General features: G+C 55.7%; 12 protein-coding genes. 5 read left to right on the forward strand and 7 right to left on the reverse strand.

The window, feature by feature from the left end; translation table 11 throughout:
- Positions 1-38 precede the first annotated feature (38 nt).
- The 4 genes from N018_RS18220 to N018_RS18235 form a co-directional block, all read right to left on the reverse strand.
- On the reverse strand, positions 39-785 hold the full coding sequence (locus tag N018_RS18220; protein ID WP_025390413.1) for a YebC/PmpR family DNA-binding transcriptional regulator: 747 nt from the start codon (positions 783-785) through the stop codon (positions 39-41).
- 117 nt (positions 786-902) lie between these two features.
- On the reverse strand, positions 903-2,678 hold the full coding sequence (gene aspS, locus N018_RS18225) for an aspartate--tRNA ligase (protein ID WP_025390414.1): 1,776 nt from the start codon (positions 2,676-2,678) through the stop codon (positions 903-905).
- A 300-nt stretch (positions 2,679-2,978) separates the two neighbouring features.
- The gene (locus N018_RS18230; RefSeq protein WP_418903454.1) at positions 2,979-3,392 is read right to left on the reverse strand and encodes a ribbon-helix-helix domain-containing protein; all 414 of its coding nucleotides are present in this window, start codon (positions 3,390-3,392) and stop codon (positions 2,979-2,981) included.
- Between the two features lie 283 nt (positions 3,393-3,675).
- The gene (locus N018_RS18235; protein ID WP_024644441.1) at positions 3,676-4,149 is read right to left on the reverse strand and encodes a Dps family protein; all 474 of its coding nucleotides are present in this window, start codon (positions 4,147-4,149) and stop codon (positions 3,676-3,678) included.
- A gap of 467 nt (positions 4,150-4,616) precedes the next feature.
- On the opposite strand from N018_RS18235, the gene N018_RS28415 reads away from it, so the two are divergent.
- Positions 4,617-5,225, forward strand: coding sequence for a cold-shock protein (locus tag N018_RS28415; protein ID WP_024644440.1), 609 nt, complete (start codon positions 4,617-4,619; stop codon positions 5,223-5,225).
- 61 nt (positions 5,226-5,286) lie between these two features.
- Here N018_RS28415 and N018_RS18245 read toward each other — a convergent pair whose 3' ends face one another.
- Both N018_RS18245 and N018_RS18250 read right to left on the reverse strand, forming a co-directional pair.
- Complete coding sequence (locus tag N018_RS18245; RefSeq protein WP_024644439.1) at positions 5,287-5,493, reverse strand: SlyX family protein; 207 nt, start codon at positions 5,491-5,493, stop codon at positions 5,287-5,289.
- Entirely contained in the window at positions 5,490-5,921 is a 432-nt protein-coding gene (locus N018_RS18250; protein ID WP_025390416.1) for an HIT domain-containing protein, read from the reverse strand. The genes N018_RS18245 and N018_RS18250 overlap by 4 nt, the downstream gene beginning before the upstream one ends.
- A gap of 622 nt (positions 5,922-6,543) precedes the next feature.
- Here N018_RS18250 and N018_RS28160 point away from each other — a divergent pair.
- From N018_RS28160 to N018_RS18265, 4 genes are all read left to right on the forward strand, one after another.
- The gene (locus tag N018_RS28160) at positions 6,544-6,705 is read left to right on the forward strand and encodes a hypothetical protein (protein WP_154219963.1); all 162 of its coding nucleotides are present in this window, start codon (positions 6,544-6,546) and stop codon (positions 6,703-6,705) included.
- Between the two features lie 127 nt (positions 6,706-6,832).
- A complete protein-coding gene (locus tag N018_RS18255; RefSeq protein ID WP_025390417.1) occupies positions 6,833-8,158 on the forward strand; it encodes an OprD family porin in 1,326 nt (441 codons plus the stop codon).
- Between the two features lie 171 nt (positions 8,159-8,329).
- Positions 8,330-10,045, forward strand: coding sequence for a proline--tRNA ligase (locus tag N018_RS18260; RefSeq protein ID WP_025390418.1), 1,716 nt, complete (start codon positions 8,330-8,332; stop codon positions 10,043-10,045).
- A gap of 66 nt (positions 10,046-10,111) precedes the next feature.
- The gene (locus N018_RS18265; RefSeq protein WP_024644435.1) at positions 10,112-11,068 is read left to right on the forward strand and encodes a hypothetical protein; all 957 of its coding nucleotides are present in this window, start codon (positions 10,112-10,114) and stop codon (positions 11,066-11,068) included.
- Positions 11,069-11,104: 36 nt separating this feature from the next.
- Here N018_RS18265 and dinB read toward each other — a convergent pair whose 3' ends face one another.
- Positions 11,105-12,166, reverse strand: coding sequence for a DNA polymerase IV (gene dinB / locus N018_RS18270; RefSeq protein ID WP_024644434.1), 1,062 nt, complete (start codon positions 12,164-12,166; stop codon positions 11,105-11,107).
- Between the last annotated feature and the right edge of the window lie 91 nt (positions 12,167-12,257).

The following is a 12,257-nucleotide window of genomic DNA, read 5'->3' on the forward strand; positions in this document are numbered from 1 at the left end:
GCACCTCCGGCTTCTGACACGGTACTGCCTGTCGGCTGTCAGCCCAGCTGTTCCATGACGTCGTCAGGAATTTCCGCGTTCGAGTAGACGTTCTGCACGTCATCCAGGTCCTCAAGCATGTCGATCAGCTTGAGCACCTTTTCAGCGGTTTCCAGATCCAGCACGGCACTGGTCGTCGGCAACATGACGACTTCCGCATCTGCGGCCTTGAAACCTGCAGCTTCCAGCGCGTTACGTACTGCATAGAATCCGGAGAAAGATGTAAACACATCGATCGAGCCGTCTTCGTTGGTCACGACGTCATCGGCATCCGCTTCCATGGCCGCTTCGATCAATGCATCTTCATCGACGCCTGCGGCAAAGGAAATCTGCCCCTTGCGATCGAACAGATAGGCGACCGAGCCGTCAGTGCCGAGATTGCCACCACACTTGGTGAACGCATGGCGAACAGCCGCGGCGGTGCGGTTGCGGTTGTCAGTCATGGTTTCGACCATGACAGCCACGCCACCAGGTCCGTAACCTTCATAACCCAGTTCTTCGACGTCATCGCCGTCGGACGCACCTACGCCACGTGCCACTGCACGATCAATGGTGTCGCGGGTCATGTTGGCACCGAGCGCCTTGTCCAGTGCGAGACGCAGACGCGGGTTGGAGCCCGGATCGCCGCCGCCCTGACGTGCAGCAACCGTCAGCTCACGAATCCACTTGGTGAAAATCTTGCCTTTTTTGGCATCCTGACGCTCTTTGCGGTGCTTGATGTTCGCCCACTTAGAATGACCTGCCATTTTTCGCTCCGGATTCTTTTGAAACACTTTCACCTTTCGCCGATAACCAACATGGCAAAAAGCTTCAATCAATAAGGGATAAATGCAGGGCGCATCAGTGATACGCCCTGCCCGACATCACTCGGCCTTTGGCTGCTCGCGCAGACGGATGTGCAGCTCGCGCAACGCCTTGGCATCGACAACGCCAGGCGCCTGGGTCATGACATCGGCCGCGCTCTGGGTTTTCGGGAACGCGATCACTTCACGGATCGATTGCGCGCCGGTCATCAGCATGACCAAACGGTCAAGGCCGAAAGCCAGACCGCCGTGCGGCGGTGCACCGTACTTCAAGGCATCGAGCAGGAAGCCAAACTTCTCCTGCTGCTCGTCTTCGGCAATGCCCAGCAGGCGGAAGACCGCCTGTTGCATTTCCTTGCGGTGGATACGGATCGAACCGCCACCCAGCTCGGTGCCGTTGAGGACCATGTCATAGGCACGGGACAGCGCCGTTGCAGGGTTCGCTTCCAGCTCTTCAGGCGTGCACTTGGGTGCAGTGAACGGGTGGTGCAACGCAGTGAAGCTGCCGTCGTCGTTTTCTTCGAACATCGGGAAATCGACGACCCACATCGGCGCCCATTCGCAGGTGTGCAGCTTGAGGTCGTTACCGATCTTGATCCGCAGCGCGCCGAGAGCCTCGCTGACGACCTTGAACTTGTCGGCACCGAAGAACACGATATCGCCATCGACAGCACCCACGCGATCAAGGATCACGTTCAGGTTGTCTTCAGGGATGAACTTGACGATCGGTGACTGCAAGCCTTCCGGCCCTTTCGCGCGCTCGTTGACCTTGATGTAGGCCAGGCCTTTGGCACCGTAGATGCTGACGAACTTGGTGTAATCGTCGATCTGGCTACGCGCCATGCTGGCAGCGCCCGGTACACGGAGTGCAGCAACACGGCCTTTAGGATCGTTGGCCGGACCGCTGAATACCTTGAACTCGACACCGGTGAGCTGATCGGCCACGTCTACCAGTTCCAGCGGGTTACGCAGGTCAGGCTTGTCGGAACCGTAGCGACGCATGGCTTCTTCGAAAGTCATGTGCGGGAATTCGGCGAACTCCAGGTCCAGGACTTCCTTGAACAACTGACGAACCATCTTCTCGGTCAGACCGATGATGTCTTCTTCATTGAGGAAGCTGGTTTCAATGTCGATCTGGGTGAATTCCGGCTGGCGGTCGGCACGCAGGTCTTCGTCGCGGAAGCACTTGGCAATCTGGTAGTAACGGTCGAAACCGGCCACCATCAGCAATTGCTTGAACAACTGCGGCGATTGCGGCAGAGCAAAGAAACTGCCTGGGTGTGTGCGGCTAGGGACCAGATAGTCACGAGCGCCTTCCGGCGTTGCACGGGTCAGGATCGGCGTCTCGACATCGAGGAAGCCGTTTTCATCCAGGTAGCGACGGATACTGGTCGTGATTCGCGAGCGCAGACGCAGCTTTTCAGCCATTTCCGGGCGACGCAGATCGATAAAGCGATAGCGCAGGCGCGTTTCCTCGCCCACATCGGAATATTCGTTCAGCGGGAACGGAGGCGTCTCGGACTCGTTCAGGACTTCGAGTTCGTAACCCAGAACTTCGATGGCACCCGACGCCATGTTGGCATTCACTGCACCGGCAGGACGGGCACGGACCTTGCCAACGACCTTGACGACGTACTCGCTGCGAACACGGTCGGCAGCGGCAAAGCTGTCTGCACGATCAGGGTCGAACACTACTTGAGCCATGCCTTCACGGTCACGGATGTCGAGGAAAATCACGCCCCCGTGGTCACGACGACGGTGGACCCATCCGCAAAGGGTAATTTCCTGACCTTCCAGACTCTCGTTCAGTTGGCCGCAATAATGGCTGCGCATCATGATGGTGTTTTCACTTCTCGTAATTCGAAATTCGGTGAGGGCCTTCGCTCCTGGCTTGCACTCGGCAGTGCGAGGCTTTGGCGAGAAGCCAAGGCCAGCGTTGGCTCGCGCAGATTCACGCAGAGCCAAGCCCTTCAGCAAGACGGGAGATTATATAGAGTAAATTGACACCGTGCAGCCGAGAGAACCTATCCGGCCCGGATAAGTTCGTCACGACCCTGCATTCAAGCGATTGAGTCGCGAACGCGGGAAAGCGCAGGTACGCCTGGGCATGCCTGCGTGAATGAGGAAGACACTGATCTAAGCGTAGGAAATATTCACCGGGTCAGCCTTGAGCAGATGCGCGACACAGACCACACGAATCAGACCACTGAAATTCTTCACCCCTCCGTAGCGCAGGTGGACTTCTCTATCTATGTAGGACAGCACTGTATTGACCGAACACTCGTTGGAACTCGCAATACCGGAAAGAACATTCCAGTACACTTTTTCCAGGCGCAGACAGGTTGCCAGGCCGTTCAGCCGAACCGATTTGGAATGAGGCTCTGCCAGCATCATATTAAAATCTTCGACAAAAGGATCATGGCGTATTTCCGCCTCTCGATTTAAGACTCTTACCTCTCGCTCAACATCTCTGACTGTCACAATGGCCACCTTTGAATAACTGAATTTAAAATCAAGAAAGAAATATTTAAAAACAAATAAATACGTCATCTATAGAACCGTATTCGAGATTTTATATCCAGCGGGGGGCATACCTTAATAGTGTAGGATTTGGCTACAGAAACAAGCGGAATGTAGTTTTGCACTGAGGAGACAGTGGCGAAAAGCGCGACGGAATGACGTTAGAGCGGAATCATGCACTGACAGAAGCCAAAAGCAGCAAACAACCTGACTGATGTGCGACAGGAGCCTGAAGCACTGGCGACAAGCCTTAATGCCCCCAGGCGCCCATCTGAAAGCAGGCGAGCGACCCTTACGACCACTCGCCCAAGCTTTATTTGGACTCGAGCATCGAGCGCAGCATCCAGGCAGTTTTTTCATGCACCTGCATGCGTTGCGTCAACAGATCGGCGGTCGGCTCATCGCTGACCTTATCCAAAAGCGGAAAGATACTACGAGCAGTGCGGACAACAGCCTCTTGACCCTGAACCAGGCTTCTGATCATATCTTCGGCACTTGGCACACCTTCTTCTTCTTTGATGGAAGACAGGCGAGCATAGGTGGAATAAGTACCAGGAGCCGGAAAGCCCAACGCACGAATACGTTCGGCAATAGAGTCAACTGCAAGTGCCAACTCGTTATATTGCTCTTCAAACATCAGGTGCAACGTGCGAAACATAGGCCCACTGACGTTCCAGTGGAAGTTATGAGTCTTGAGATACAGCACATAAGTATCCGAGAGCAGATGCGAAAGACCGTCCACGATCGACTTACGATCTTCTTCACTGATACCGATATCGATTGCCATGTTTCATGCCCTTTTGGTGAGGATTGAAAATCAGTAACGACCCCTACTCTATCAAGAGAACCGGAGCGGCGCAGCTTTCCGTGGCGCGACGCGGCAAGCGGGTACTGCCCGATGCACATTCAGCACAGCCCTCTCCCGACCATGGGGCACCTCATCTGCGTGCACATTCCGTTACGCTCAGGTGAAAACCCCGAGTCATGGCGGGAGCGCTCTGGACCGGTAGCCGCAGAGGCAGCGTCGATAAAGCGGGCGCCAATGACTGCGAAACACTACAGCCGTCATCAATTGCTGATTTGAGTAGGATCAGGCTTTGCTGTTAAATACACAGCGTGTCGCCAATGAGTTGCCATCCAGCGTTGGCGCATAGGCTGGCCAACCGTTCGTGCATCACGCCTCCTCTTGTTCAGAAGCGTACCGGCCGTTACCAGCTATTTCTTGTAATCCTTCTTGCATGTGAGCTTTTTAAAATGTTGAAAATCGTCCATCTGGTAACGGGAGCGGCAGCCTTGCTGCTCTCTTTCATACCCAGCCTGCGCAGTGAAACCCTGTCTCTCTACCTGCAACAGCCCGATGCCCTTGGTCTGGCTTTTTTCGGGTTGCTCAATCTGGTACTCGCTCCGGTGATCCCTTACTGGAACCGAGGACCACGTCATAATCTGCAAAACCTGGTCAGCGCCTTGCTTGTTATCGCTGTAGTCATACAAACCCTGGTATTACTCGCTCCGTTGCCGTTTATCGCAGGCCAACCGGCCATTATGGTGAGCTTGATTATCGCCGTCGTAGCCGTTGCACTGCACCTTGCAGTCAGCTTCTACAGGTCTTACTCACCAGCGCCTGCAACTCAAAGCCATGACATGGGCAATCGCGATACAGGCACCGTGAAGTGGTTTAACACGTCCAAAGGCTTCGGTTTTATTTCCCGGGATTCCGGTGACGATATTTTTGTGCATTTTCGTGCCATTCGGGGTGAAGGTCACCGCGTCCTGGTCGAAGGCCAACGTGTCGAATTCTCTGTGATGAACCGAGACAAAGGCCTGCAAGCCGAAGACGTCATCGCAGCGCTACCGCGCCGCTGATTCTGTCGAGGTTATAAAAAACCGCGACGCCTTTACGGGCGTCGCGGTTTTTTTGGCCCTATCAATAATGAGGCGGAGGCGCTTCTTCCTCGAATGTTTCGAACTGACTGCCCATTTCCTCCTGACGCTTGAGCATCGCGGCCATTTGCAATTGCAGACGGTCCAGCTCGCGACGCTGCGTCACCAACACGTCATTCAGCGTCTGGATGGTATCGTCCTGAAACGCCATACGGCTTTCCAGCTCCATGACTCGCTCATCAAGGTTCATGAACATTCCTCCTCGAATCGAAAATCCTCAGCCAACAATGGCCTGAGCTGCCGACAGATGTCGGCGAACTGTTCATCAGTATAGGCAACCGCAGGATGCTTGCCCCACACCGGCGCAGGCCAGGCGATGTCCGAGCGCTTGCGCACGATGACATGCATGTGCAACTGACTGACTACATTCCCCAACGCAGCAACGTTGAGTTTATCCGCGTCAAAGGCGTCTTTCAGCACCCTGGACAGCTCGGTTGTCTCTTGCCACAACTGCAGTTGATCAGCAGCATCGAGCTGAAACACCTCGCTGATGTCGGCGCGACGTGGCACCAGGATGAACCACGGATAATTCGTATCGTTGGACAGCAACAGCCGGCACAGCGGAAAGTCGCCAATCGGCAGAGTGTCTTGTTGAAGACGTGAATCCAGAACGAACACGATAAATAGCTCCTGATGCCAGATGAATGTCAGCCAGGCCCGAGGCTGGCGGGCTGCTGCGTAACACTCACAGGATACGCATGATCCGGGGGCGCTTCACCCCCTTGGCGTTTTGCGCACCAGTATGTAGCCCGCCTGGCTGCAAACGCACCGACTTGATGCTTCTGACGCAACCGCAAAGTGATCGAAAATGTCTCCCTGTGAAGGCCTTCCGGCAAAAGACTGCCCAATTACATGAAAATGAAACAATCAGGCGCTCAACATAGGCCTTTCTGCGAGCGACGCTCCAGGTTCAGGCGTTTTCCGCGAGAAGTGCACCAAAACCACACACTGATGTTGCGAGAGCAACACCGACGGTCCACTTTTTACCCACAAGAATCCGCCTCCGGTAACGCTTTTGAAAAACGACCTTCAGCCCTCTGAAAGGGATAGAGCGCCAGCAAGATTGTAAAAAAGGTATAAATTTCTTATAAAACAAAGCATTAAAAACAGAATGCGATGCTGATTCTGACTTTTCACAAAATTTTTTCATTTTCAGGCACTTTGTGCACGTTTGTTGCTTTATCACCCACATGATCACGATGCCTCTGGCGGAAAACAGAGGCGACAGGATCAAGGGAAAATGTCTCGCGACCCCGAAGAACGTTTCTGGCAGGCTGCGCACCCATCGATACGGTCAGGCGCAGAAGGCCAAAACAAGAAACCGGAAAGCCTGAGTGCAACGCTACTGATGCACCATGGACGGTTCGCCATGCGCAACACCGTAAAGATTCTGAAAGGATAGAGCTGTATCTATCGCAACGAAAGTCAGCGTGATGTAGATTTCGCCGACCAAAAATAGAAAGAGCCGCCCAGATAAAAAAACAGGTGGGACGGCACAAAATCTTCTAAAAACCAAAGGAGCAATCACGATGAGAGTGATGAAGTGGAGCGCAATCGCACTGGCCGTTACTGCAGCCAGCGCCCAACTGGCAACAGCCGCACCTTTCGTCAGCGATCAGGCTGATGCCAAGGGCTTTGTTGAAGGCAGCACCTTTGACCTGAAGTTGCGCAACTATTATTTCAACCGCGACAACAAGGCGGGTAACTCGGACCAAAGGGACTGGACACAAGGCCTATGGGCCAATTTCAGCACCGGCTACACCCAAGGTACCGTAGGCGTAGGTGCCGAAGCTTTTGGTTACTTTGGCACGCAACTCTGGGCTCCAGACGCGTACTCGGGCTCCACTAATCTGGCGTTCAACCGCCGTACTGGCGAGAACGAAAACTCGCTCGGCAAACTCGGTGGTGCGGTCAAGTTTCGCATATCGAAAACTGAGTTGAAAATCGGCGACATGCAACCTACCAGCCCTGTATTCGCAGTAGGCGGCTCTCGTTTGCTGCCGCAGACAGCTAGCGGCCTGAGTTTGCAAAGCAGTGAGATCGCTGGCCTTGATCTCGAAGCGGGTCATTTCTATTCTGGCACTAGCCAGAACGACACCAGTCACGATGGCGGGATTTTTGCTAACTACGCTGGTGTAGAGGCAAACAGTGCAGACTTTGCTGGCGGCAAATACGCCATTACCGATAGCCTCGGTGTCGCATTTTATGCAGCCAAGCTCGAAGACATTTGGGATCAGTACTACGGTAACGTGAACTACGCGCTGCCGTTGGGTGGCGACCAGTCGCTTGCTTTCGATGCGAATATCTATCGCACCGTTGACGAAGGCAGCGCCAAAGCGGGTTCGATCAGCAACACCGCGTTCTCGGGGTCCGCAGCCTACTCTTTCCTCGCGGCACATACCGTGACCCTGGCTTTCCAGAAGATCAACGGCGACACCCCGTTTGACTACATCGGTATTGGTGACAACAACCGCGGTGGTGACTCGATCTTCCTGAACAACTCGATCCAGTACTCCGACTTCAACGGGCCAGGTGAAAAATCCTGGCAGGTCCGCTATGACCTGAACATGACGCCTTACGGTGTTCCTGGCCTGAGCTTCATGACCCGCTACATCAAGGGTACTGACATCGACGGTACCAAAACGCCTACCGGCAGCGCTTATGCTGGCCAGTACGGCGCTGACGGCAAACACCACGAAACCAACCTTGAAGCCAAATACGTCGTGCAGACTGGCCCTGCCAAAGACCTGTCCTTCCGTATGCGTCAGGCATGGCACCGTAGCAACGATGCCCAACCAGACGGCGACGTCAACGAGTTCCGCCTGATCGTCGATTACCCGATTTCGATCCTGTAATCGCAATTCAGCACTCGTAAATAGAAGAAGCCCGGCACACGCCGGGCTTTTTCATTCAGCCTGCAAAGCCCGTTAACGCCCTCTGCAAGCCCGCCCTGCCCTGTACGTCACCGAAACAGCGCCGTACAATGCCAAGTCATATCCAGTCTCAGCAACCGACAACGGCCAACCATGCGCACCAGTCAATTTTTGCTCGCCACACAGAAAGAAACCCCTTCCGATGCGGTCGTGGTCAGCCATCAGCTGATGCTGCGTGCCGGCATGATCCGCAAGCTGGCATCCGGTCTTTATACCTGGCTGCCCATGGGCCTGCGTGTACTGCGCAAGGTCGAAGCCATCGTTCGTGAAGAAATGAACGCCGCTGGTGCACTTGAAATTCTGATGCCCGGCATTCAGCCAGCAGAGCTATGGCAGGAATCGGGACGCTGGGAGGAGTACGGCCCGGAGCTGATGCGTCTGGTCGACCGCCATAATCGTGAATTCTGCCTGGGCCCGACCCACGAAGAAGTCATTACCGATCTGGCACGCAACGAGCTCAACAGCTATAAGCAGCTGCCAATCAACATGTACCAGATCCAGACCAAATTCCGTGACGAAATCCGCCCACGCTTCGGCCTGATGCGTGGACGCGAGTTCGTCATGAAAGACGCTTACTCGTTCCATGCTGACACCGCATCGCTGCAGGTCACTTATGACCGCATGCACCTCGCGTACAGCAACATCTTCAGCCGGCTGGGCCTGAAATTCCGCCCGGTCGAAGCCGACAACGGATCAATCGGCGGCGCAGGCTCGCACGAGTTTCACGTCCTGGCCGAATCCGGCGAAGACGATATCGTGTTCAGCAACGGCTCTGATTACGCGGCCAACATCGAAAAAGCCGAGGCAGTCCCACGCGAGACGTCTCGACCAGCCGCTACCGAAGAGCTACGCCTAGTCGACACGCCGAATACCAAGACCATCGCGCAACTGGTCGAAGGTTTTGGGCTGTCCATCGAAAAAACCGTGAAGACGCTGGTGGTCCACGCTGCCGAAGAAGGCAAGCTGATCGCGCTGATCATCCGGGGTGATCACGAGCTCAACGAAATCAAGGCAAGCCAGCAAGCGCTGGTCGCCAGCCCACTGGTCATGGCGTCCGAAGCCGAGCTGCGTGATGCGATCGGTGCCGGCGCAGGCTCGCTGGGCCCGTTGAATCTGCCGCTGCCCTGCATCATCGACCGTTCGGTCGAGTTGATGAGTGACTTCAGCGTGGGCGCAAATATCGACGACAAGCATTATTTCGGCGTTAACTGGGAGCGTGATCTGCCGGTGCCAACCGTTGCAGACCTGCGTAACGTCGTTGCGGGTGATCCAAGCCCGGATGGCAAGGGCACGCTGGAAATCAAACGCGGCATTGAAGTCGGCCATATCTTCCAGCTGGGCACCAAATACAGCGAAGCGATGAAGTGCCAGGTACTGGGTGAAAACGGCAAACCGGTCAATCTGGCAATGGGCTGCTACGGCATTGGTGTTTCCCGTGTGGTTGCCGCCGCCATCGAGCAAAACAGCGACGAGAACGGAATCATCTGGAACGATACGCTTGCGCCTTTCCAGATCGCACTGATTCCGCTGCGTTACGAAACAGATGCCGTCCGCGAAGCGACCGACCGCCTGTACGCCGAGCTGACTGCCGCCGGTTTCGAAGTGCTGCTGGATGATCGCGACAAGAAAACCAGCCCCGGCATCAAGTTTGCCGATATGGAGCTGATCGGTATTCCACATCGTATCGTGGTCAGCGACCGCGGTCTTGCCGAAGGCAATCTGGAATACAAGAGCCGTACCGAGTCGCAACCGCAAGCCATTGCAGTGGCGGATGTGCTGTCGTTCATCCAGGGTCGCGTGAACCGCTGAGCCTAGAAGGCGCACCCGTTTACGGGTGCGCCGCTCATCACTCGCCCACTCCGCATCAGAGATCTCATGTTCAAACGAAGCACCTTAAGCCTCGGCTGTGTCGTCCTGTGCGGCACTTTTCTCGTCGGTGGCTGTGCCAATCAGTTGTCGCAGCGTAACGAACAGGAAGAGCGCGTCGAGCGCAAACTGCTCGAACATACGCTGCAAGTCGACATCGGCGAACCCAAGACCCTGGAGTTGCCGCAACGTCGCATCCGCATCCACGAACACAAATCCTTCGAGGTCACTGACTTCGAGGTGACCCGGCACTACGACCGTTACACCCCGTACCAGCCCTGGCGAGAAATCTACGAGATCCCCCTTGGCGCAGTAGCAGTCGTCGCCGGAGTCGGCGCGAACGTGGTCAACGTGTTCGCACTGGGTAATTTGCCGGAAAGCATGACCAGGGACTGGATTCACTATGGCGTGGCCGGTCTCAACCCGTTCATGAACGCTCCTTCGCACGGGCGAGCCGAGCAGAATCTGGCGCGCATCGACGAAGTACAGAAAGACAAACGTATTGAAAACTCCGATCTGCCATGGAATGAGCGGCCGGTCGCGGTCAAGGCAGGGGCCGCGACGCATGAGCTGAGCACTGACCGCAACGGCGTGTTGCGCCTGAATCTACTGGACAGCCCGTTTGCCGAACAGGACCTGAGCCATATCACTCGCCTGTACATCAGCGTCGAGGATGATCAGGACAACGCGCACGCCAGTGCCAGCTTGCCGATCAGTCACTCGCTACGCGGCAAGTTACTGGAAGCTCACGCACTGATTTATGACGATCTGGAAGACGATGAGGTCAGCCAGTGGGTGCACCGTGTCAAGCGACTCTCCGATCTGGGTCTTGAAGAGGAAGCCAGCGAGCTTGAGCAAAGTCTGATTGAGCTGACACGCAACGATCCGCAGCTGCAAGGCGAGTTTCTCAAGTCGCTCGCCAGAGATGCAGGCCGACTGGTCGCCGTTCCGACTCAAAGCGAATGATGTGTCTGGCTGTGTAAGCCCTGGCACAGCCAGCCGTTAAGGCGAGAACAATTCCAGCTGTTCGTGCGCTGCACGCAGATCGTGCAGGCGCACCCCGACACCCAGCAGTCGAACCGGCTTGCCGCCACGGGCAAATGCCTGGGTCAGCAACTGCTCATAGCTGCCCAGATCCCTGCCAGCCCCGGACTGCTCAAGCGTCGTCTGAGTGAAATCATGGAATTTCACTTTGACGAACGGCTTGCCGGGCCGGTACTGCCCTTCCATTCGGCCCATGCGCGTTGTCAGGGTTTCCAGTAAGGCAGGCAGTTTTTCAAGACAGGCCGCCAGATCAGGCAAGTCGGTATCGTAGGTATTTTCGACACTGACAGACTGACGGCGACTGTCGTTATGCACCGGACGATCATCTATCCCGTGCGCCAGACTCCAGAGACGCTCACCAAAACTGCCGAACTCGCGCACCAGTGCGAGCTTGCTGCGGCCTCGCAGATCCGCGCAGTCGAGGATACCCAGTCGACCCAGCTTGTCTGCGGTGACCTTTCCTACACCATGCAATTTGGTCACGGGCAGTGAGGCAACAAAATCTTCAACCTGATCCGGGGTAATCACGAATAACCCATTGGGTTTCTTCCAGTCACTGGCGATCTTGGCCAGAAACTTGTTGGGCGCCACGCCTGCCGATACCGTGATATGCAACTGATTCGAAACCCGACGGCGGATGTCCTGCGCGATGCGCGTGGCACTGCCGGAAAAGTGGCCGGCATCCGACACATCCAGGAATGCTTCGTCCAGTGACAACGGCTCTATAAGGTCGGTGTAGTCCCGGAAGATGGTGTGGATTTCGCGTGATGCTTCTTTATAGGCATCCATGCGCGGCTTGACGATCGTCAGGTCTGGACACAGCTTGAGCGCGTGCCGGGAAGACATGGCTGAGCGCACGCCATACGCACGCGCCTCATAGTTACAGGTAGCAATCACCCCGCGTCGATCTGCCGAGCCGCCCACCGCCAGAGGCTTGCCTGCGAGTTCGGGCTCGTCGCGCATTTCAATGGCTGCGTAGAAGCAGTCACAGTCGATGTGGATGATCTTGCGCTGCGTCATGACCTGATGCGTTTAGGAAATCCATGGCCGCGCAGTATCTCACCCGTATCGCCAAGTAACACTTAATGATGCGACGGGCTGCCGAAAAATT

The organism is Pseudomonas syringae CC1557, assembly GCF_000452705.1.
GTDB classification, from domain to species: domain Bacteria; phylum Pseudomonadota; class Gammaproteobacteria; order Pseudomonadales; family Pseudomonadaceae; genus Aquipseudomonas; species Aquipseudomonas syringae_F.